Source organism: Rhizobium sp. P38BS-XIX, from assembly GCF_012641435.1.
Classification (GTDB): domain Bacteria; phylum Pseudomonadota; class Alphaproteobacteria; order Rhizobiales; family Rhizobiaceae; genus Rhizobium.
On the sequence record NZ_JABAIJ010000008.1, the window covers coordinates 177,980 to 199,748 of the forward strand.

The 21,769-nt window shown below is 59.8% G+C and carries 22 protein-coding genes; 9 read left to right on the top strand and 13 right to left on the bottom strand.

The annotated features are described in order from the left end of the window. The first annotated feature begins 15 nt into the window (after nucleotides 1-15). From HGP17_RS24315 to HGP17_RS24335, 5 genes are all read left to right on the top strand, one after another. Nucleotides 16-1,173 carry a M20 aminoacylase family protein gene (locus HGP17_RS24315; protein WP_168813025.1) on the top strand — a complete coding sequence of 386 codons (1,158 nt, stop codon included), beginning with the start codon at nucleotides 16-18 and terminating at the stop codon, nucleotides 1,171-1,173. Between the two features lie 126 nt (nucleotides 1,174-1,299). Continuing rightward, on the top strand, nucleotides 1,300-3,006 hold the full coding sequence (locus HGP17_RS24320; protein ID WP_168813026.1) for a peptide ABC transporter substrate-binding protein: 1,707 nt from the start codon (nucleotides 1,300-1,302) through the stop codon (nucleotides 3,004-3,006). Nucleotides 3,007-3,061: 55 nt separating this feature from the next. Further along, on the top strand, nucleotides 3,062-4,072 hold the full coding sequence (locus HGP17_RS24325; protein WP_168813027.1) for an ABC transporter permease: 1,011 nt from the start codon (nucleotides 3,062-3,064) through the stop codon (nucleotides 4,070-4,072). After that, nucleotides 4,065-4,985 carry an ABC transporter permease gene (locus HGP17_RS24330; protein ID WP_168813028.1) on the top strand — a complete coding sequence of 307 codons (921 nt, stop codon included), beginning with the start codon at nucleotides 4,065-4,067 and terminating at the stop codon, nucleotides 4,983-4,985. Before HGP17_RS24325 ends, HGP17_RS24330 begins: the two co-directional genes overlap by 8 nt. A 117-nt stretch (nucleotides 4,986-5,102) precedes the next feature. Then, nucleotides 5,103-5,336: a BrnA antitoxin family protein gene (locus HGP17_RS24335; RefSeq protein ID WP_168813029.1), complete on the top strand. Its 234-nt coding sequence runs from the start codon at nucleotides 5,103-5,105 to the stop codon at nucleotides 5,334-5,336. Between the two features lie 159 nt (nucleotides 5,337-5,495). Here the strand turns inward: HGP17_RS24335 and HGP17_RS24340 are convergent, their stop codons facing one another. Then, a complete protein-coding gene (locus tag HGP17_RS24340) occupies nucleotides 5,496-6,716 on the bottom strand; it encodes an MFS transporter (protein WP_246704190.1) in 1,221 nt (406 codons plus the stop codon). 291 nt (nucleotides 6,717-7,007) lie between these two features. On the opposite strand from HGP17_RS24340, the gene HGP17_RS24345 reads away from it, so the two are divergent. Then, nucleotides 7,008-7,451: a helix-turn-helix domain-containing protein gene (locus tag HGP17_RS24345; RefSeq protein ID WP_246704191.1), complete on the top strand. Its 444-nt coding sequence runs from the start codon at nucleotides 7,008-7,010 to the stop codon at nucleotides 7,449-7,451. A gap of 186 nt (nucleotides 7,452-7,637) precedes the next feature. Here HGP17_RS24345 and HGP17_RS24350 read toward each other — a convergent pair whose 3' ends face one another. Continuing rightward, nucleotides 7,638-8,150 (bottom strand): Tautomerase enzyme, encoded by a 513-nt coding sequence (locus tag HGP17_RS24350; protein ID WP_168813030.1) that lies wholly within the window; start codon nucleotides 8,148-8,150, stop codon nucleotides 7,638-7,640. A gap of 96 nt (nucleotides 8,151-8,246) precedes the next feature. Between HGP17_RS24350 and HGP17_RS24355 the strand changes: the two genes are divergently transcribed. Further along, nucleotides 8,247-9,269, top strand: coding sequence for a helix-turn-helix domain-containing protein (locus HGP17_RS24355; RefSeq protein ID WP_168813031.1), 1,023 nt, complete (start codon nucleotides 8,247-8,249; stop codon nucleotides 9,267-9,269). A 266-nt stretch (nucleotides 9,270-9,535) separates the two neighbouring features. Here the strand turns inward: HGP17_RS24355 and HGP17_RS24360 are convergent, their stop codons facing one another. The 7 genes from HGP17_RS24360 to HGP17_RS24390 all read right to left on the bottom strand — a co-directional run bounded on the left by HGP17_RS24360 (nucleotide 9,536) and on the right by HGP17_RS24390 (nucleotide 16,948). Further along, nucleotides 9,536-9,742: a DUF2945 domain-containing protein gene (locus HGP17_RS24360; protein WP_168813032.1), complete on the bottom strand. Its 207-nt coding sequence runs from the start codon at nucleotides 9,740-9,742 to the stop codon at nucleotides 9,536-9,538. 189 nt (nucleotides 9,743-9,931) lie between these two features. Further along, nucleotides 9,932-10,633 (bottom strand): ABC transporter ATP-binding protein, encoded by a 702-nt coding sequence (locus HGP17_RS24365; RefSeq protein WP_168813033.1) that lies wholly within the window; start codon nucleotides 10,631-10,633, stop codon nucleotides 9,932-9,934. After that, nucleotides 10,630-12,345, bottom strand: a complete 1,716-nt coding sequence (locus HGP17_RS24370) for an ATP-binding cassette domain-containing protein (RefSeq protein WP_168813034.1) — start codon at nucleotides 12,343-12,345, stop codon at nucleotides 10,630-10,632. Before HGP17_RS24370 ends, HGP17_RS24365 begins: the two co-directional genes overlap by 4 nt. Next, on the bottom strand, nucleotides 12,332-13,201 hold the full coding sequence (locus HGP17_RS24375; protein WP_168813035.1) for a branched-chain amino acid ABC transporter permease: 870 nt from the start codon (nucleotides 13,199-13,201) through the stop codon (nucleotides 12,332-12,334). Before HGP17_RS24375 ends, HGP17_RS24370 begins: the two co-directional genes overlap by 14 nt. Nucleotides 13,202-13,307: 106 nt before the next feature. Then, nucleotides 13,308-14,489: an ABC transporter substrate-binding protein gene (locus HGP17_RS24380; RefSeq protein ID WP_168813036.1), complete on the bottom strand. Its 1,182-nt coding sequence runs from the start codon at nucleotides 14,487-14,489 to the stop codon at nucleotides 13,308-13,310. A gap of 50 nt (nucleotides 14,490-14,539) precedes the next feature. Beyond that, entirely contained in the window at nucleotides 14,540-16,201 is a 1,662-nt protein-coding gene (locus HGP17_RS24385; RefSeq protein ID WP_168813037.1) for an amidohydrolase, read from the bottom strand. 288 nt (nucleotides 16,202-16,489) lie between these two features. Further along, entirely contained in the window at nucleotides 16,490-16,948 is a 459-nt protein-coding gene (locus tag HGP17_RS24390; RefSeq protein ID WP_205926109.1) for a cupin domain-containing protein, read from the bottom strand. A 300-nt stretch (nucleotides 16,949-17,248) separates the two neighbouring features. On the opposite strand from HGP17_RS24390, the gene HGP17_RS24395 reads away from it, so the two are divergent. Then, nucleotides 17,249-18,475: an alpha-D-ribose 1-methylphosphonate 5-triphosphate diphosphatase gene (locus HGP17_RS24395; RefSeq protein WP_168813038.1), complete on the top strand. Its 1,227-nt coding sequence runs from the start codon at nucleotides 17,249-17,251 to the stop codon at nucleotides 18,473-18,475. A gap of 47 nt (nucleotides 18,476-18,522) precedes the next feature. Here HGP17_RS24395 and HGP17_RS24400 read toward each other — a convergent pair whose 3' ends face one another. Beyond that, complete coding sequence (locus HGP17_RS24400) at nucleotides 18,523-18,873, bottom strand: ethanolamine utilization protein (RefSeq protein ID WP_168813039.1); 351 nt, start codon at nucleotides 18,871-18,873, stop codon at nucleotides 18,523-18,525. A 102-nt stretch (nucleotides 18,874-18,975) separates the two neighbouring features. On the opposite strand from HGP17_RS24400, the gene HGP17_RS24405 reads away from it, so the two are divergent. After that, nucleotides 18,976-19,347, top strand: coding sequence for a hypothetical protein (locus tag HGP17_RS24405; RefSeq protein WP_348648989.1), 372 nt, complete (start codon nucleotides 18,976-18,978; stop codon nucleotides 19,345-19,347). Nucleotides 19,348-19,428: 81 nt separating this feature from the next. Here the strand turns inward: HGP17_RS24405 and HGP17_RS24410 are convergent, their stop codons facing one another. From HGP17_RS24410 to HGP17_RS24420, 3 genes are read right to left on the bottom strand one after another with little or no spacing between them, the layout of a single operon-like run. Further along, nucleotides 19,429-20,034, bottom strand: coding sequence for an alkylhydroperoxidase domain protein (locus tag HGP17_RS24410; protein WP_168813040.1), 606 nt, complete (start codon nucleotides 20,032-20,034; stop codon nucleotides 19,429-19,431). 22 nt (nucleotides 20,035-20,056) lie between these two features. Then, nucleotides 20,057-20,686, bottom strand: a complete 630-nt coding sequence (locus HGP17_RS24415) for a CMD domain protein (RefSeq protein ID WP_168813041.1) — start codon at nucleotides 20,684-20,686, stop codon at nucleotides 20,057-20,059. Between the two features lie 31 nt (nucleotides 20,687-20,717). After that, entirely contained in the window at nucleotides 20,718-21,767 is a 1,050-nt protein-coding gene (locus HGP17_RS24420) for a putative FMN-dependent luciferase-like monooxygenase (RefSeq protein WP_168813042.1), read from the bottom strand. Nucleotides 21,768-21,769 lie beyond the last annotated feature (2 nt).

Sequence of the window (21,769 nt, forward strand, 5' to 3'; positions counted from 1 at the left end):
ATTTGGAGGCAGGACATGACAGCCAGGGATAATTACAGCGACGTCGTCGGCTGGCGGCATCAGATTCACCGTCAACCCGAACTGGGTTTCGAGGTTCCAGCGACGGCGAGTTTCATCGAAGCCAAGTTGCGGGAATTCGGCTGTGACGAGATCGTATCCGGCATTGGACAGACCGGGATCGTCGGCATCATCAATGGCAAGGGTGGCGGTTCGCGCACGATCGGCATTCGCACCGAAATGGATGCCTTGCCGATTTTCGAGGAAAGCGGCGTTCCGTGGGAATCAGAGACGCCCGGGAAGATGCATGCCTGCGGCCACGACGGCCATGCAGCCATGGTTCTTGGCGCGGCGCAAGCATTGGCGCGTGACAGAAACTTCTCGGGGCGGGTTGCGCTTATCTTTCAGCCGGCGGAAGAGAAAGGCGGCGGCGGTCGCGAAATGGTCAAGGATGGCATGATGGAGCGGTTCTCCATCGACGCCGTCTACGGCATGCACAACATGCCGGGCCTGCCGGTCGGGCATTTTGGGATCAGCGCCGGCCCGATCATGGCGGAAACCGCAGAGTTCGACGTCAAGATTGTCGGACGAGGCGGACATGCGGCCGCGCCGCATGCCACGATCGATCCCGTCGTGATCGCGGCTCAAATCACGCTTGCCGCGCAGACGATCGCGTCTCGCGCAATCGATCCGCTCAATTCGATTGTCGTGTCGATCACCCGGTTTCTCGCCGGCGATGCCTACAATGTCATCGCGCCGGAAGCGAGCCTGCGTGGAACCATTCGATCGCTCCAGGCGGAAGACACCAAGCTCGCCAAGGAACGTTTCCAGGCGATTTGCGAGGGATGCGCCTCCATGCATGGTGGAAGCGCCGAAGTCACTTACTACGAGGGCTACCCCACGACGTGCAACTGGGATGAACAGACCGAAATTGCGCGGAAAGCGGCGCGTGAAGCGACGGGCCATGACGACCATGTCGTCTCGAGGCGCCCGTCAATGGGAGCAGAGGATTTTGCTTTCATGCTGCAGGAAAGACCCGGCGCAATGATCGTTATCGGCAATGGCGATTCCGCCGGGCTTCATCATCCCAAGTACGACTTCAACGATGAGGCCATCCCTTACGGGATCAATTATTGGCTGCGGCTTATCGACAAGGAGCTGCCGTTGACCGCGTGAGGATCGCCGAACGCATCGGATCTGCGCATTGCGGGCATCGCCTGAGGACCATCGATGCCCGCTTCCAGCATTTCGCCCCCGGCAAGACCGGATGGGGATCAAACGATAAAAATGGGAACAATATAAATGAAGGCACATATTTTTACTCTTGCACTGGCTCTGCCGGTGATTTTAGGGACAACATCCGCCTATGCGGAACGAGGCTCGGATGGCGATTTGAAGATCCTGTCCTGGCAGGCGATTTCGACGCTCAATCCCTATCTCTCCGGCGGGACGAAGGAACAATATGCATCGTCGGTCGTGCTGGAACCCCTGGCGCGATATGACGAGACCGGGAAGATCGTACCGGCTCTTGCCGAAACGATCCCCTCTGTGGAGAACGGCGGTATCTCCAAGGACCTGATGTCGATCACCTGGAAGCTGAAGTCTGGCATCAAGTGGTCCGACGGCACGGATTTCACCGCCGATGATGTCGCCTTTACCTGGCAGTATTGCACCGCGCCGGGAGGTGGTTGCGCGGCGGCATCCTATTTCGACCAGGTCGCCAAGGTCGAAGCGCAGGATCCGCTGACGGTGAAGATTACGTTCAGCAATCCCAAACCATTTCCGTTTTCGGCCTTTGTCGGCGCCATGGCGCCTATCTTGCAAAAAAAGCAGTTCGCTCCGTGTATGGGCGCAAAAGCTTCGAGCTGCACCGCCGAGAATTTCGCGCCTAAAGGAACCGGGCCGTTCATGGTCAAGGATTTCAAGGCCAACGATGTCGTGACATTCGATGCCAATCCTTATTATCGTGATCCCGCCAAGCCGGCCTTTTCGAGCTTGACCATCAAGGGTGGCGGCGATCCTACGTCTGCAGCAAGTGCCGTGCTTGAAACCGGGGAATTCGATTATGCCTGGTTCCTGCAGCTGGAACCGGAAGTCCTGAAACAGATGGAAGCTGCCGGCAAAGGAACCATCGTCGCCTCGTTCGGGACTCAGGTCGAGCGCATCGACGTCAATCCCTTTGCAAACGGCGCTTCGTTGGGCGCCAAGCGCTCGACTGCCGAGGCCGGCCCCAACTCGGTGCTGAGCGATCCCGCCGTGCGAAAGGCGCTATCTATGGCGATTGACCGGGATCTGATCGTCGAAGCCGTCTATGGCAAGGCGGGCCAGCCGACCTGCAATATCCTGCCGGCTCCTGCGGTCAACGCGTCGACCGCTGTCAACTGGTGCCTGAAGCCGGATGTGGATGGCGCCAACAAGCTTCTTGACGATGCCGGATGGGCGTTGGGTTCCGATGGCGTTCGCGCCAAGAATGGCGTGCGGCTTTCGCTCGTGTTCCAGACGTCGACGAACTCGGTTCGGCAGTCCGAACAGGCCCTTTTAAAGGACATGTGGTCGCAGATCGGTGTGCAGACGGAGCTGCGCAATATCAACCCGTCAATCTTCTTTGGTGGGGATGCGGGCAATCCCGATACGATCCGCAAGTTCTATGCGGACGTCGAGATGTTCAGCAACAACTTTCCCGGCACAGATCCGGAAGCCTACATGGCCGGATGGACATGCAACAAGATACCGAACGACAAGAATGCCTGGCAGGGCGCAAACTCCACCCGCTATTGCAGCAAGGACTACGACCAGATCGTTGCGGAGCTCTCCAAGACGCCGGGTGAGGACGCAAGAGGCGCGCTTGCCAAGAAGCTGAACGATCTTCTGGTGAACGATGGAGCAATCATACCGCTCGTCTATCGCGGTGAGGTTGCCGCGCGCTCCATCAGTCTCGACGGCGTTCGGATGACGTCGTGGGATTCGCAACTCTGGAATATCGCGGACTGGTCGCGGCACAAGAAATAGCCGCTCGGCCGCAGCCGGATACACGGCTGCGGCGCCCCCGATAGGAGACAAGTCCATGTTCGCTTTTACAATGCGGCGCCTGCTCTATGCCATTCCGACGTTGCTCGTCATCAGCTTCGTCATTTTCCTGCTCCTGGATCTGGCGCCGGGAGACCCCACAGGCAACTTGCCTCTGACCATTCCGGACGATGTCCGCGAGCAGATCCGGCTGTCGCTGGGTCTCGATCAGCCGTTCCTGATACGATATCTGAAATGGCTCTATCAGTTCGTCGTCAACGAACCGCTGAACATTATTCAGCAGATGACAGGCCTGAATTTCGGGGCGGCAGATCGAACCCGTGTCATATCCTGGGCGACGCGCAGTCCGGTTGCCGATCTTATAGCGCAAAGGCTGCCGCAAACGTTGACCGTCGTCGGCTTCGCCTACCTGCTGGGTATTCTTCTTGCAGTTCCGATGGGTGTCATCTCGGCCTATCGCCAATATTCCGCCGTCGACCAGATCTTCACGTTCATTTCGATGATTGGCTATTCGGTGCCGAGTTTCTTTACCGGCGTGCTGCTCATCGTGATTTTCAGCGTGCACCTGCAATGGTTTCCGTCCGTTTATGACACCAATCTCCATGTGACCGACTGGTCGACATTCATGCAGCAGATAAAGCAGATGGTGCTGCCTGTTCTGGTGCTGACCTTATACAACATGTCGCAGATTGCCCGGTTCGTCCGCGCTTCCGTTCTGGAAAATCTCTACCAGGATTACGTTCGCACTGCGCGTGCAAAGGGCGTCAAGGAACATCTGATCCTCTTCGTCCATGTGTTGCGAAATGGCCTGATCCCGGTTGTCACGGTCGTGGCGCTTGGCGTTCCCACGATATTTTCAGGCGCCATCGTCACCGAGCAGATATTCCGGGTGAATGGCATCGGCCAGCTCCTGATTTCCGCCATTCAGGGAGCAGACCTCCCGCTTGTCCAGAGCCTGACATTCATTTTCGCGATCCTGATCGTGTTGTTCAACCTGATCGCCGATGTCCTCTACGGCATGCTTGATCCAAGGATCCGCTATGACTGATATCTCAATCGAGCCCAAACAGAGCGTCGAATACCGTCCGACGTCCCTTGTGCAAGTGGTGTGGCGGCGCTTCTGCAAAAGTCCGGCCGGCGTGGCGGGTGGCCTCGTCTTTCTGGCGCTTGTCTTCATCGTGTTTCTCGGCCCCCTTATTCATTCGGTCGACCCGGCGAAGATGGATATCCGTGCTCGAAACGTCGCCTTCTCGTTGGCCCACCCGCTCGGGACCGACAATCTTGGTCACGATATCCTTGCGCAGCTGATGGCAGGTGGCCGGATATCGCTGGCGGTGGGATTGACCGCGATGCTTCTGTCCCTGTTCATCGGAACGCTCGTCGGCGTACTCGCGGGAATGATGCCAAGGCTTGATGGCTGGCTTATGCGGCTTGCCGACCTTTTCCTGTCGCTACCATTGCTGCCGCTGCTCCTCGTGGTCATTTTGCTGTTTCGCGATAGTTTGCGTAGCCTGATCGGGGCTGAAGCCGGCATCTTTCTTCTCATCGTCTCCGTGATCGGGGCCACCAGCTGGATGCATACTGCGCGCGTCGTGCGAGGGGATGTGCTTGCTCTGCGAAATCGCGAGTTCATCCTGGCCGCACGCAGTGGCGGCATTCCTGAGAGGCAGATCGTCTTCCGTCATATTCTACCGAACGTGTTCAGCTCTATCCTCGTTTCGGCAACCCTCGGACTCGGCTCGGCAATCGTCGCAGAATCCGCACTGAGCTTTCTGGGGCTCGGGTTCCCGTCGGATTTCCCGACATGGGGGCGTATGCTGAACGATGGCGTCGATTTTATCAGAACGAGTCCATCTCGCGCATTATGGCCGGGCGTTGCGATTTCGCTGACGGTTTTGAGTGTCAACTACATCGGCGATGCCGTTCGCGATGCCTTGTCCACGTCCGGACGCGCGGATTGAGAACTGATCTGTGTTTATGGCACCATCCAATCGGCACCGCGATGCCGAGGCGGTGGATCTATCGTGTGCATCGGACTACACTCGAAGACCGTTATACCCAATGATAGGATAAGCTCTATGGCAACGACGCCTCGCCGACCGGTAAACCCGCTTGATGCTGCCGAAGCCCTGTTCAAGCCCGCGAAGAAGGCACCGGCTGCGGCAACCGAACGGCCGGCCATTCCCAGAGCGACGGAGACGATCTCGCTCAAGATAGACGGCGATGTGCTTGCTTTTTTCCAGGAAGACGGCCCCGGTTGGCAGGATCGCATCAATTCAGCGCTACGGGCAGCCATGGAGGCAGAACGCTAGGGAAGCACCAGCCGACCGCTGCGGCAAATCCTCACGGCGCGCGGAATGACGATGAGGTCACTGGTCGCGATCATCAACCGGAATTTGCCTGACAAGTTTGCTCTCATGATTCCTCCATGTCTGCCATCCAGAAACAGGAATGGCAGCAGTGCTCGGATATCATTGTCGATTGACTACCTTGTTCATCGAGAACACCACGCCGCCAAGCGATAGAGCAAGTATACCCAGCACCACCCATGGAAATGATGCGACGCCTGCGCCATTCAGGAGGAACCCTCCGACGCTCCCCCCAGCCGCAACCGCCGTGTTCCATGCCGTCGTATACATGGCCTGCGCCACGTCTACGGATTGACCGGCGAACCGCGATAATGCGGTTTGCGTGATCGTCGCGAAACCTCCGACCGCTAGCCCCCAGACAATGACGGCGGGATAGATCGTCAATGCACCGGGGCTGCCAATACCCAAAAGAAAGGCAACAGCGCCGAAAAGAGCCACGCTCGCCATGGCGAGAAGCGGCAGTCGACGATCGATCAGCACTCCCACCAGCCATAGGCCGACGATCGAGCCTAGCCCGAAGACGAACAGGATACCGGCAACTTCGGCCGATAGTCCCGCGGGCTGCAACAATGGCTCTATGTAGATGTAGAGAATGTTGTGGGCGACGACGAAGGTGAAGGTGACGAACAACACCGACCGAATCCCCAGCCGCAGAAACACTTTGACGAGGGATTGGCGCTGCGCCCTGACCTGCCCCGGAAAATCGGGGACGACAGCTATCAGCCATATCATCAGGAATAACGAAAGGGCACTCATCAGTCCGAAAGCGCCATGCCAGCCGATCAGGCGTCCAAGCAGGGATCCAAACGGAACGCCGAGCACCAATGCGATGGTCGCCCCGGCGCCGGAGATTGCAATGGCACGTCCACTCAGGTGAGCAGGCGACATACGCACGGAATAGCCTGCAAGGAGGGACCAGACGATTCCACCAAACATGCCGGCGAGGAAACGAGCCGCCACCAGGACATGGTAATTGTCGGAAAGCGCGGTGATCAGGTTGACGACGGTGAAACCGCCGATTGCGACAAGCAGGAGCGGCCGCCGTCGCACGCCTTGCGTCGCAGAGGTGATGGGAATTGCGGCGACGAGCGCGCCGACCGCATATGCGGTGATGAATTGGCCCGCAAGGCTTTCGGAGACCTTCAAGCCACCTGCGATGGCGGACAGCAGGCCCGCCGGCATGATCTCGGTGAGCAGCGTGACAAAGGCAGCGGTAGCGAGCGCCAGCAACCCGGCGAACGGGAGCCCCTGCCGCGATCCTGTCTGCTGCGTTTCTGCCGGCATATCTGCCTGGGCGACGCCAGGCTTGGTCTCGAGTGTCATTCCTGAACCTCTTCAAAGGGTACGAGACCGCGCACGACAGGGCAATCTGACGCCACTTGACCATGCAGCAAGCGATCGCGATCTCGGTTCGATGTCTATGGATAGCGTCGCGTCAAACGACCAATTCGACGCGGTGACGAATGAACGGGCTCAGGGCCGGAGCGCTGGGTTTAAGCCCGCGCCGCTCACTTCAACCCTCTGGCGCGGTAATTATCAATGCATGGTCGGACGATTGAGGTTCGGGATGGGCGGGGATAATCAGAATAGTCATGGCGGTCTCGATGCGGCTTGATGACGCCGCGCATTCTTTTCGCCAAAGGCACTATTGGTCAACTACGCACCTTTTGGTACCTATTGATCATGATCGCACAGCGTAAATCCGGGAATGTCTACGACCCCTCTTGCTCCGCGCGCGACGCGCTGGAGCTTATCGCCAGTAAATGGGCGATGCTGATTCTGCCGGCGTTGGCCGCTGGGCCAATGCGCCACGGCGCCATGCTGCGGAAAATTGGCGGCATCTCCCAAAAGATGCTGACGCAAACCTTGCGGGAACTCGAGCGAAATGGGCTGGTGGTCCGGTGCGACATGCAGACGGTTCCGCCTCATGTCGAATATCATCTCAGCTCCCTGGGCGCCTCGCTCAGCGGCGCATTGGCGGTACTCGATCGGTGGGCGGAGCAAAACTTTCCCGAGCTGGACGAGGCGCGCGCGGAATTCGACCGACGCAAATCGTGATGCGCGATAGAGCAGCTGACATCGGCCTTTTGCCGCGCAGACTCGCGGGCATCACCATTCATACGGACGACGCGCGGTAATTGCGGAACGCCGCGGCAATCGTTCGCCGGGCGCCCCGGGAGCGCTTGTCACTTGCGGGTCGGGAACTGAGGCTTGAGTGCCACGCCGCCTGCCTGAAGATGCCTTTCAGATCGCCTCGGTGATCGCGTCGAGAAGCTCTTTTGCTTTTGCGCGGCGGCGGCGCCTGAGGCGTTCTTCGCCGATCGAGCGCTCGGCTTCTCCCGCGATGAAAGCCTGGATATCGGGCAGAGGGCGGATCATTCCGCGGCTTCCCCACCGGCCGTCAGGCATCTCCGTCGGAAACACCCATACACGCGGCGCCACGCTGGCGAATGTGCCGCCTTCGGCGCGCACGAAGACTTCGGTCAGTTCCTTCACCAGTTGCGCGACGGCGTCCTCGGTATATTGGCCCTCTGGCACCGTCGGGATGATGCGGTAGCGCGGGGCCTCGGCCGGGGCTCCGCCGACATAGACGGCTTCCGGACGATGGAGGAAGACGACAGAGACGCTCTGCGCGACCTCGTTACTCGGTGAAAAACCTTCTGCCTTCAGCAGGATATCCGTCATCTCCTTGATAAGGGCAGCCTCTACCTCGGGGGAAAAGGCATCTTTCGGAATGATGGCATCGATCATTGGCATATCTGGTCTCCTTCAGATTTGGACGACGAGGAACTTGCCTGTTGCGGGTCGTCGATTGAAGTGGCAGATTTGCCATTCTTTATGGGATTTCAGACAATGACGACAACGACTGTCCGCATCTGGGTTTACGACGGTGTTCTGGCATCCGGTGTCGAAAGCTCGATCGACATCTTCTCGGTCGCTAATACATTGATCAGAGAATCCAGCGCCAGTAGCGACGGGCGACACAAGGATTTTGCATGGTCTGTCGAGTCTCTCGATGGCCGTTCTGTTCGAAGTGCGTCGGGTCGGATAGTGCCGGTGGATCGTTCGATTGACGGACACGCCCCCACCGACGCCGTGTTGCTGGCAGCGCCTTACGTCGGCGACATGAAACCGTTCATGGAGCGGAAGGGCGAGATCGCAGCCCTTGTAGATGCGTTACGTCGGCAATACGCCAGGGGCGCCGTTGTCGCGTCCTATTGCACCGGAAACTATCTTCTTGCAGAAGCTGGCCTTCTGGACGCCCGACCGGCGACAACCCATTGGTCGAAGATACAGGAGTTTGCACGCCGCTATCCCAGTGTCCAGCTACGTGCCCAGGAGCTGATCGCCGAGCAGGATGGGATCATATCCGGTGGCAGCGTAACGTCCTATGTCAATCTCGCCTTGAGACTGGTCGCCAAGTTCTCCGGATCGGCTATCGCCGACGCGACGGCGAAGATGATGCTGATCGATACCACCCGTGTGTCTCAGGCATCTTACGTGTCCCTGAGCCCCGATGACCGACACGGGGACGCTTTGGTGGCACGCGCGCAACGGCGCATGGAAGCGATGGTGCAGCAAACTGTCCAGTTAGCAGGCCTCGCCGCCGATCTTTCGGTCAGCGAACGCACGCTTCACCGCCGGTTTAAGCAGGCCCTTGGCATGGGTCCGCTGGATTATCTGCAAACGCTTCGAATCGAGTTGACGAAACGGCTGCTTGAGCAGTCGGACATGACCATCGACCAGATTTGCGCGAGGGTGGGCTATGCCGATACCAGCAGTTTTCGTATCCTCTTTCGGCGAAAGACCGGTTTGTCACCGCGAGAATATCAAGCCCGCTTTCGAGGCTCCGTCCCGGGCGCGACCGGCCCTTGATCCTGAACTACCTCATCCCGGCTTGCACGAACTCACCCATGGCACCATGCAGGGCCTGTTCGCGGTCGGATCAAGGGCGCCGGACGTCGCTCGATATTACTTCAGATGCAAGCAACTTGTTGCTCGCATGGATACAGATATTGTTGATCCGCCGATAATATAAATTATCTAGTGACTATCAAATTTAAGTATTGAGGAAGAGCTTGAAGCTATAATCACTTCATATCAAGCGCCACCATTTTCTACTCCCAGGTTGCGAGGCCAAACTAGATTTTCTTCAACTGATCGGGTTTATGCGCGGCACGTTTTCCCGACTTCTCGCTTTCCACGATAAATTGCGGCTCGGATTTCGATGCCTTCACCTCGTGACCTTTGATCCGCGTCGGGCTGGTTTGCTTCTTCACGACGTTGCCTTTGGTCCTGCCCTGGCTTGTGTTCCAGGCGACCTTATCGCCTTTTTTCAACTCGCTCATGCCTGGCTCCGAATGAAATTAGCTTTCCTTGACGCACAACCGACCAAAAGCCAGGAGGTTCCAAAATTGCGCCTGACTTGAGCGAGGTCGTTCCACTCTGGAGATTTGATCGCATCTACCACGAAATTTGCGGCCCACTCCGCTCATACAAAAAACACGCGGTGGAGATCCACGGTGACGAAAACTGCGTTAGGCGGCGGCATCCCCGAGGTAAAGACGATGAAGCTGCGTAGGATCATCGCCGAGCGCCCTGCAATCGCCATCATACACGATGGCGCCTCTTCGCAGCACATAGGCCCGGTTGCCGATCGCAAGCGCAAGCGCCGCGAATTGCTCCACCAGAATAACCGCCATGCCGGCGTCTGCCAATTGCCTGACCGCCCGCATCAGACGGCTGACGATGACAGGTGCGAGACCGGAGGACATTTCATCGATCATGATCACCTTAGGTCGTGTCAGCAGCGAGCGGGCGATGACGACCATCTGTTGCTCGCCGCCGGACAACATACCGGCCTTGATAGTGCGCCGCTGAAGCAGCTCAGGAAAGAGATCGTAGGCCTCCTGCAGATGAGCGGAGGGATCGAGTGCGACCTTGAGGTTTTCCTCCGTCGTCATTTCCGGAAAGACGGTCCGCCCCTGCTCGACATGGCTGATGCCGGCGCGGGCGCGCAGGCCTGCCCTCAGCTTTAGAAGCTCCACATTATCCAGCGAGACAGAGCCGGCTGCTGCTGGAATGATCCCCGAGAGGCTTTCGAGCAACGTCGTCTTGCCCGCACCGTTGGAGCCGAGCAGGACGCTGATTTCGCCGCTTGAGACGGAGAGATCGACGCCGCGAACGACGGGAATGCCGGAGCGATTGACGACGAGACCCTTGATGGAAAGTGTAGTCATTCGGCGGCCTCCTCGAGTTCGATGCCCATATAGGCTTTCTGGACGATCGGCATGGCAAGGACGGTTTGCGGCGCGCCGTTGGCGATCACGCGTCCGAAATCGAACACCGTGATCGCCGAGCAGGCCCGCCGTACGAGATCCATGTCGTGCTCGATCAGAAGCACGGCACTGCCGAAAGTCTCGGGGATAGCGGCTATGCGCTCGCCCAGCTTCACCGCATCGGCATAGGATTGGCCGGCCGCCGGCTCATCGAGAAGGATGACCGGCGCGCGGGATGCGACGACACCGGCGACATCGAGCAGCCGGCGTGTTCCGGCATCGATGGACGCGATCGGCGTATCGGCCGGCGGGCAATCGAACCATTGCAGGATGGCGGCGAGTTCATGGTCGCTGATCGCGCCGGCCGCAAGCCGCACGTAGTTTCCGACGCTGAGTTCCGGCGCAATGCGCGTCGTCTGCCAGGTGCGGCGAATGCCCAGCCGGGCGCGACTATTGGCCGAAATGCCTTCCAACGCTTTGCCATTCAACCTGATCGAACCATCGTAGCGGGCGAGAAACCCGGCGATGGCATCGACCATGGTGGACTTGCCCGCGCCGTTCGGTCCGACGAGGCCGACGACGGTGCGCGCAGGCACGTGCAGATTGACCTTGTCGAGAGCGACCACGGCACCATAGCGGACCGTGAGATCGCTGATTTCCAACGCCAGCCCCGGCTCATGGACCGCAGCCGGCGGAAGTCGGCCCACCTCGCGATGGGCGCTGGCCGAACGACGCTTGGGAAGCAGCTTGCGACCGAGCCGCCCCCAGGTCTCGCTGATCGTCTCGCCGGAAGAAAGCGCATGCACCGCGCCGATCGCGAAGAAGACGTTGCCGACATCCTGGGGCAGATTGAGTCGGCGCAAGAGTTCCGGAAACAGCGTGATCAACATGCCGCCGATGACGGCCCCGAGAGTGAAATGCGCCCCGACCATTGTCGCTACGGCAAAAAGCGCCAGGGATTGCATCATCGAGAAGTTTTCCGAGACCAGCGTGCCCAGATAACCCGCCAGCAGGCCGCCCGACACGCCGGAAATGAATGCGCTGATGGCAAAGGCGCTCAGCTTCGCCCGCGGGATCGAGACGCCATGCGCCGCAGCTGCCCGCTCCGAATGCCGGACGGCCAGCCAGGAGGCTCCGAGTCGTGACCGGCTGATGAATTCGAGCGTCACGGCAATCACGCCGTAAGTCAGAAGCACGAAGATGAAGAAGCCGTAGTCGCTCTCGAAGAGAGCGGGACGGACCACCTGCGTAAACGTCGTCTGCCCCGGAAACGTGATGGTCGCCAGCACCGTATCGAAGGCTGCTGCGAAGCCAAGCGTGACGATCGCAAGGTTGATGCCGCGCAGGCGCAATGCCGGCAGACCGATGGCGATGCCGACGGGCACTGCCGCGAGGCCGCCGATTATCATCCAGACGAGAAGGCCGCCGGGCGCCTCGATAACATTGAGGTATCCCGTGACCCAGGCGCCGACGCCGGCAAAGGACATCTGGCAGAGCGAGATCATGCCGGTGCGCCCGGCAACGAGACCGAGGCTCTGGAGCGCAATGCCTGTGATGAAAACGGCCGTCAGCAGAAACACCCAGTATTTCGGCAGCAGCAAGAGAATGAGTGCGCCGACGGCCGCAAGCGAAAGGGCCGTGACGAACGCGGCGCGGAAACTAGCGTGCTTCATCCCAGCGGGCTCCTCTCTGCGACCATAGAAGGACGGCAAGAATGACGATGAAGGGAACGGTACTGCGGTACTGGCTGACGAAATCGATGGCGCTCACCGCACCTTCCAGGATGCCGATCGTCAGGCCGCCGAGGAGTGCTGCGCGGAAGCTGGCGAAGGCGCCGATCAGGGCTGCGGCCAGTGCCGGCACGACGAGCAGGCTCAGCGAGGCGAAATCCGGCGAGCGCAGCGGCGCTATGACCATCAGCGCGAAGGAGGTGACGGCTCCGGTCACCGCCCAGACGCCGAGTGCGAGCAGCCGCACCCGAATGCCGATCAGCTCCGCCGCCATCGGCCGTTGCGACAGTGCTCGCAGTTGCAAGCCTATGCGCGTGCGAGCGAGAAACTGCTCGGTAATGATGGTGAAGACGACGGAGAGAAGCAGCGTGGTTACCGCAGCCCAGGTGACTTCGACACCGGCAAGCCGAAACGCCGATCCTGCAATGATTTCCGGAAAATAATGCGGATGCTGGCCGCCGGCCAGCCGTAGGCCGATAGCAATGATGCCGACGAGAAGGGCCGCCGTTACCGCCGCCTTGGTGGAGGCGTTGGTGTTGGCAAACCAGCTCGTCATAACGAGACCGATGAGGACGCCAGCCAGAGCGCCGCCGGCGATCCCCAACAGAGCGGCAAGCAGCAGCGGCACGCCGGCCTCATGCAGCGCGACCATGATGAAGGTGCCGGTGGCGCCGATTGCAGCACCGGTGAAATTCACCACGGCGACGAGCCGGTAGGTGAAAATCGCGCAGACCCCCAGGATGGCATATGCACCCCCTGCAGAAAGACCAGCAACAGCGGCCGTAAAAAGAGCATTCATCGCGGAACTCCGGAAGCGGGCAAATCCTGCCTCGCCAGATCAGATCGTCGCATCGAGGCACCTGCCCGGTCCTGCGCTTCGCAGACAGGACCGGGCACGCGAGCCATTACTTGGCCTTCGCCAGCGTGTACCAATCCGGTGTCTTCACCGTCCATTTGCCATCAACGAGCTGCATGACCTTGGTCGACTTCATCGGCGAATGCGCACGGGCATCACCGAAGACGTAAGGACTGCCGGCCAGCGAGTAGTGCAGCTCTTTGCCTTGCTTCAGCGCCGACGTCACGGCATCGCGAGTGACATCGCCATCGATGCTGGAAATCGTGTCGATCATCACCTTGGCGGCGAGATAGCCGCCCTGCGAGAAGGCGGTCTTTGCGAGGCCGGCCTTGTCCATGGTCTTGATCCAGTCGGCATTGGCCTCGTTGTTCTCGGTATAGGGCTCCCATTCTGTGCCGACATAGATCGGCTGCTTGCTGTCGGCCAAAGCTTTAGCGACACCTTCCGTGTAACCGGGTGCGAGGAACAGCCAGTTGATGCCGGAGATCTTCTGCGCGTCAGCGGTCTTGACCCACTGCACGACACCCGGCTCGACCTGGTTTGTGAGCACCGCATCGCAACCGGCATCGCGCGCCTTGATGACGTAGGGCGTTAGATCGCCCTGCGGCGGCAGGGTCATGTCGACGAGGCCTACCTTGTTGCCGGTCAGCTTCTGCCAGGCAGCGACCGCATTACCATAGGCTTCCTGCGTGCCACCGAGAATCAGGAAGAAGGCGCAGACCTTCTTTGCCCCGAGGTTCTTGGTCGCATAGTCGAGCATGACCGTCGTCAGCGTGAAGGGGCCGACATTGACGGGGGAAATGCTCGGCGCGTTGAAACAAAGCGGATCGACGCCGACGCCCTGAACGGCAAGTACGTCATTACGATTGTATGTGCCGGCGTTGACGGCGCAGTCGAGCAGGCTTGCGCCACCCGCAAGCGCTACCACGCCCTTGTTGTCGATGAGGTCGCGGGCCGCTTGGGCGGCCACTTGCGGATCGCCCTTATCGTCGGCCAGCGAATATTCGATCCTGCAGCCGTTGATGCCGCCAGCCTCGTTCAGCTGCTCGAAAACCGCCTTGGTCGCCTTTGGCGCATCAGAAAAATCGACGACGCCCGTGACCGTGGAGACGGCGCCGATCTTGATCGGGCCGTCCTTGCAGGTCGGACCGGCCGCGAATGCCGACGACCCCGTGAATGCCAGGCCGGCCGCAGCCAGACCCAGAGCGATGAATACGGATCTCAGTTTCATGTTGTTCCCTTCCCTTTTTTGTGCGGCGTTTCCTCTTCGCCGCGCGCCGGTTAGCGCTGGTAGACGGCCTGCCCCGCGAAATAGGTGGTCAGAACCCTGGTATCGGCGATCCGATCGGCCGGCACCTCGAAGACGTTCTGATCGAGCACGATGATGTCTGCGGACTTGCCGACAGTCAGTGACCCCGTCTCCGCGTCGATCCGCATCGCCTTTGCGGAATTCAGCGTGTAGATCTCGATCGCTGAGGCAAGGTCGATCGCCTGTTCTGCCCAGAGCGAGACGCCAGGGAAGGCGCCGGATGGATTCTGACGTGTCACCATGCCTTCGATGCCATTCCACGGGTCGGGGATCGGAATGACCGGCCAGTCTGAGCCGCCGGCAAGCAGCGCTCCGGTGGTCTTCAGGCTCGCGATCGGCCAGAAGCGGGTGGCGCGTTCCTCACCCATCGCTTCCTTGTGCCCTTCAAGGAAGGTCGTCGGATACCAGATCATCGGGCAGAGGTCGGCGACCACGCCAAGCGGGCCGAAGCGGCTGACATCCTCATCCCGGATGTAGCTCGCATGGGCGATATGATGCTTGATCTCTGTGGGACCGTTGAAGTGCCTGACGGCCTCGACCGCATCGAGCATCTCGGTCACGGCATAATCGCCGGTGCAATGGATCTTCAATCCCATGCCGAGCTTTTCGGACTTGTCGATGTGGCGAACGAGATCCGGATAGCTCACCAGCACTTCGCCGCGATAGCCTTCCGGATGGGCGACGTCGGCCACATAGGCATCATGGAAGGCCGCCGTGCGTGCGCCGGGGACGCCATCCAGAAAGATCTTCGTGAAGTTCGGCTTCACATGCGCGCTGCGAAAATCGTCGCGCAAGGCCAGAAGTGCATCGCCTGAGAGACCAAACATGAAGCTCGGTTCGATCAGCGGCAGAGATGTCACGGCCCAGGCGGTCAGCTTGCCCTTGATGTCGAGATGCTTGAGCGCCTTCAGGATCGGCAGCACGGACGCCGCATCCTGGAAGGCCGTGACGCCGTAGGAATTGACGATCTCGATGGCACGGGCGACGGCCGCCTCGCCCATCTCTTCGGTAAAAGCCTCGGCCGCCGTCCGCTCGACTATACCCGCGGCGGATTCGATCAGCAGGCCGGTCAGCCTGCCGGTGACGGGATCGCGGCCGAAGGAACCTTGCGGCGGATCGGGCTGGTTGTCGGAAATGCCGGCAAGCCTCATCGCCTCGCTGTTGACCCAGCGATTGTGCATCGTCTCGTCGCGCAGAAGAACGGGATGGCCGACGCCTGCCGCATCGAGCTTCGCTAGCGAAGCCTCGCTGTTCAACGCCGTGATCATGTCGGCGCCCCATTGATTGGCGATAATCCATTGCCCCTGCGGCACGATCTCGGCCTGGGTACGGACATGGGCGCAGATCGCATCGACCGAGGCACCGGCCGGGATCTGGGTTTCGAACAGGTCTGCCTGTCCGCCCATCATGATGTGATTGTGGATATCGACGAAGCCGGGCATCGCCATCTTGCCGGCAAGATCGACGACCTGCGTCTCCGTGCCCTTCAGCGCTTCGATCTCGGCCCGGTTTCCGACGGCCATGATACGTCCGTCCTTGACGGCAAGCGCTTCCACCCATGGCTTGGTCGATTCAACAGTATAGATTCGTCCATTCATAAGAATGAGGTCGGCAAAGCCGAGCATAGCAGTCATTGGTCTGTTCCCATTCAGGTTCATTATTTGAACCATTTATTCAAATATTAAGGTTGATGCAGACCAATGCGTTTGTCAATATACTTCACACGTTAATTATATAGATATGAGAACACGGACACCCATATCGAGATCGTTTTGTCTCGCGACATCCTAACGAGGGAGCCTTCCGCCTTGCGCTAGCAGCACATCGCCGAACGGCTTGCATGCAGGCTCCCTCGGCATGAGAAGCTCAATTGATCTTCGGCTCGGCCCTCCAGCTTATTCACGCTCGCAAGCGGTGTGATCTCAGAGCGGCAAAAGCGGTGGCCCAACGATCTCTACGCCGGACGCCTCGGCAATTGCGGCCAACTCGGCATAATCTCCGCGCGCGATCAGGCGAAACGCGTGCTCGACACCGCCGGGTGTGACGGTCGCGACGAAACACAGCGGCTTTTCGGTCGGATTGCCCCATGCATGCGGAATCTTCCTTGGAAGGGTAATGGCCGCTCCTGCGTCGACGTCGAAAATCTTGTCACCCAAAGCGATTCGGGCGGTGCCTTCGAGGATCACGAAATGCTCGTCCTCGTTCTGATGGACGTGCAATGGGGTGCTGTCGCCCGGGCTTGAGATGATCTCGACGATCGAATAGGCGCCCTTCGTCTCCTCGGCGGAAACGCGAATGCAGCATCGCTCACCCGGTCTCGTCTGTAGCCACTCGCCCGTCTCCGCAACGATCTTTTCGATATTCTGCATCGTGTTTGTCATGTCTGGCTCCTGTTACAATCATGGGGCTTGCCTGGCGCGCTCCACTCAAACGCGGTGCCGCCATTCAATCGAGGCCCAGCCTCTGTCCGCCCGATGATCATGCTGTTTCAGCCGCTCGCAGACTGGTTACATTTGTCACGAAAGATGCATGATCCGTCCGGCGTCGGCGATGAGATCTTGAATTTACGCCGACGTGCACAGCGGGGTTCTCAAATCTGTCATATGCAGGCACTAGTAAGCATGACCCGAAAGCAGCCCCACATGTGCCGCTCCCACCCTTTCATGTCACGGAACAAGTCAATGCAGTCCAATTCTCCCATCATCGTCGAGGGCGCTACCGTTGTTTTTGGCGATCGTCTGGAGCTCGCATCCGTACGCATCGAAGCGGGGCGCATTGCTGAGATCGACGGCGCGCGCGATGGTGCGGACGTTATCGATGGTCGCGGCTGCATGCTTGCTCCTGCGTTCGTCGACGTTCACGGTGATGCTTTCGAGCGGCAGCTCATGCCACGGCCGGGCACAATGTTACCGGTTGCGCCGGCGCTGCTCGAGACCGATCGCCAGCTTGCCGCAAATGGCATTGCGACGGCGTTTCATGCGCTGACGCTGAGCTGGGAGCCGGGGTTGCGCTCGGTCGAAAACGGCCGCGCGGTGGTCGATGGCCTGGACATTCTGGCTCCGCGTCTGACGGTTGATAATCGTGTGCAGCTGCGCTGGGAGACCTTCTGTTTCGAGGCGATCGACCTCATTCGCGACGCGCTGTCCGGTCCGCGGCGGCCATCCGTTGCGTTCAACGACCACACCTCGATGCTGCTGCTCGATCCGTCGATATCACTGCAGGAACGCCCTTTCGATCTTGATCCGAATTTTCCGGCCCTTGATCCGGCCTCTCCCGTCTTTGCAGACAAGATGGCCGAACGTGCGAAAAGAGCGAAGTTGCCAGTTCCGGATATGATCGCCCTGGCGCGCGCGATGTGGGAACGCCGGCCCCAGGTCCTGGCCGCAATCAACGAGGTCGCGACCCTCGGTCAGGCTGTGGGCGCTCCGATGCTGTCCCATGATGATAGCCAGATCGAAACACGCGAATTCTATCGTGATCGGGGCGCGCGCATTTGCGAATTTCCGATGAACCGCCGTGTGGCGCGTGCTGCGCGTGCTGCCGGTGATTTTATCGTCTTTGGCGCACCGAACGCCACGCGTGGCGGCAGCCACCTCGCCTCGATCGGTGCGGCCGACATGATCCGCGAAGGCCTGTGCGATATTCTCGCCTCCGATTACTATTACCCGGCCATGCTGCTTGGATTGGCACGGCTGAAGGCCGATGGCGTCGGCCCGCTGCAGGATCTCTGGCCGCTGGTCTCCGGAAATCCCGCACGCGCATCCGGCCTTCACGATCGCGGTGTGATCGAAGTCGGCAGCCGGGCCGATCTGATACTGGTGGAATGGCCCGAAGGCGAGGTCCCGGCCATTCGGCGCACCTGGGTGGCCGGTCGTGAAGCCTATCGCGCGGTTGCAGCGGGAGGCTGACGGATCGCGAGACGGCGTGGCGTCACTTCGGCCATCTCGGGCTTAATTTATTCGTGAACTTCGGCCCAATGCGGATAGGTGACATAAGCGGTGAGCGCCCCCTCCCCTTCGGTCGTGATCGTCACCGCCACGCCTTTCGGCATGTAGATGATCTCCCCCGGCCCCGCGATAACGGTACCGGCGCCGGTTGAAACTGCGATCCGTCCTTCCAGAACGATCATGATGTCATCGACGGCCATCGTCTCGGTCAGACTTTGATCCGGGGCGTATCGGCCATATCCGATCGTAACCGGGCCGCCATGCCGTTCGTCCACCAGATTTCCGACATAAATATCGCCATCCTGGCCCGGAGACCTGACGAGTTTCGCGTCGGCGATGTTGAATTTCTGAACCTTCATCGCGGTCTCCCGTTCGTCTTTTGGTAGCTAGCGCAGCTATGAAGCGTGCCAAGAGTGCAAAAGGAACTTGCTGCTGCCCTGGTACGGCGAACGGTTTCGGCCGTGGATGACGTTGAGCCATTTTTGGAGATCCGGATGACGAACGAAAGCTGTCCCATTCTATCGCCTGAACAGAGGCAATTCCTCGAAATACGGGAAGCAGCCGAAAAGGTCATGCTTGAGACGATAGAGCAGGCAATCAGTGACGCGGCTGCGGAGGTGGCGAACAAAATCCGGTCGGCTGGACTGGAGTTCGAGCCAACCGACCGTGACTATTTCGCCTTTACTGCGCAGCAGAGTCTATTCGTCCGCTTGTGCGGCGGCGACCCGCATACCTTCGAGGGCGGAGATCCGGAAATTGGCGACCGCATCCTGCGAAACGGCCGCCACATCATCGACCATTACTGGAAAGCCCGTGGCACACCCTCGCCGTGAATGCGGTTCCGATAGACCTGCCGGGCTTGATATTCCGTAGCCAAGGCGACTAACGGCATTGCCGACCGCTGAACGTCCGTGTCAAGCCGCGGGTGTCGGCTCGCCGAGCGAAAGCATCAACCGGTTTGCCCAGTTGAAAAAGGCGGCTCCGTGGATCACGTCAGCGATTTCGAGATCGTCCAGGCCCTCTTCGCGCAACCTGGCGATCTCGGCGGCGCCGAATTGAGATGGCGTTGACGTCAATGCCGCGGACGTCTCGACAACGGCATTCCATCGGCTGCTGCCAAGATCGGCGTCTAGACCGTCATCCAGCAGACGTTGCACATCGTCCGTGCGCTTCGAATGGTGAGAGGCAAATCGCGAGTGCACCGATGCGCAGAAAATGCAGCCATTGGCTCGTGATGCCGCCGTGGCGGCGAGTTCCCGTTCGGCGCGGGCAAGACCGGCCGACACGTTGTAGAAGATATCCTTGTCCGTCTTCGTGCGGGCCTGCAGAATGTCCGGATCTCTGACAAGCAGCATGAAATAGGGAGACTTTGCACGCGATGCGTCTACAAGGCCCGCCCAATGACGGTCGGTCAGATCCGTTTCAGTGAGCGGCTGCAGCCAGGGCGTCCAACCGATTTCAGCTTGCGTGAAGGTGTTCGGGCGATTTTCGATTGCCGGGTGAAGAGCGGTTTCGGTCATGGAAAATTCCTTGTTCCTCTGATTAGGCTTGCACAGCCTGTTCGGCAATCACAACGCTGGCCGCGAGTGCCCTTAGACCGGTCACGACCCTGATCTGAAACGCCAGAAATGCGACGAGTTGCGATAGGGTTACGATGCCCGTGGTCGTCCATCCGGCATCAAGCAATTTCTGCAAAGCTGCGGCGCTCGCATCCCGCGGGCGGAATACCAGCAGGTGCGCGTGCTCCAGAGCGGCGCTCAGCTTTGGGTCAAGCAGGGTTCGGTTCTCTCTGGAAACCTCGTAGATGAGTCCCGATTGATCCTCATTCGATAGCGGGCCGGCGGGATAATGGCCATAGGGACCAACTGCCGTGCCACGCTCAACCTCGGTCCCGATAACGGCAGCAAGATCAGACCCATGCGCCTCACCTTGCAGTTTGGAGGAATAATAGCTTCTGATCTCCGGGGTCTTGTGCAGACCTGCGACGAAGGTGGCAACGGCAAAGCGTTCCGCCGGAGTGACGCTGCCGAAATGCTCCGGTTCAAAAAGGGCTTCATAACTCTTTTGGGCGTTGAGGCGTGTTTCGGGCCGTCGTGCTCGAAGATCGTCGAGATGGGATCCGGACTCTATTCCCGCGAGCAAATCGATAATGTCTCGTGTCTGCAAAGTCATGGTTTCGATGCCTTTTCTGAAGCGCTGCTGTTCAAACCCGCGCGGCGACGCGCCGTTCGTTCTCGTTGGATATGTCTTGTCGCCAACCGAGCGCGGGGGCGACGTGGGCTGCGGTCAACTCCAGTGAGCGCAGGATATATTCATGCGGCGGGTCGACGGAGTGCACCTGGAAGACGAGATCCGTGACGCGCGCCAGCGCAGTATCTGCCTGAAGCGATGCGACGACATCGTCAGGGGTGCCGACGTGAACATCGAACGCCTTGATCAAATCCGCCGTTGTTTCGCCGGGAACCGCAAAGCCCGTTGCCTTGAAGTGTTCAACGATGCGCCGCAGGCCGATATCGGCGAAGTAAAGGGCCTCTTTCCTGCTGTCGGCGACAAAAAGGCTGCGCGAGCCCAGGATCCGCGGTTGGCGCCCAGACGGCAACGCCGAAAGATAGGCATCGATGATCGGATTCTGGAGGTCGGAAAGCCTGGCATCCGGCGTTTCGGGTGGGCGAGGCTGCGTGCGCGACAACATTAGCCCATCGCCATCGCGACCGGCGCGCAGGCCGCCGCCAACGGAAAATGTTGCCTGCCAGACATGGTCGTGCAAATGCGGCGCTGCGGGATAGAGGCGATTTCCGCCAGTCAGCTCTCTGCCGGCCCATGCGTCGCGCACGACGGCGAGATGCTTGCCGTAGACTTCCGTGCGCTGGCTGCTTTCCAGGCCGAAGGGAAGGAAGGCTTGTGGAGTTCCTCCTGTGCCGAAGCCGATTTCCAAGCGTCCATCAAGCAGCGTGTCGAGCACGGCTGTATCTTCAGCGACGCGCACCGGGTTTTCCATTGGCAGCGTAATGACGCCCGTCCCGAGACGGATGCTAGATGTCCGCGACGCGAGGCCGGCGAGAAACACCAGGGGCGCCGGCAGGCCTCCCTCGTCACCGTTGAAATGATGCTGCGCGATCCAGGCACTGTCGAAGCCATGCCGTTCAGCATGAATAATTTGCTCGGCAACCAGCCTGTAGCGGGTTCTGGCATCTACCTGGTCCAGGACCCGGCTGAAGAAACCCAGTCTCTTCGGGAATGTTGGTGTGTTCATGG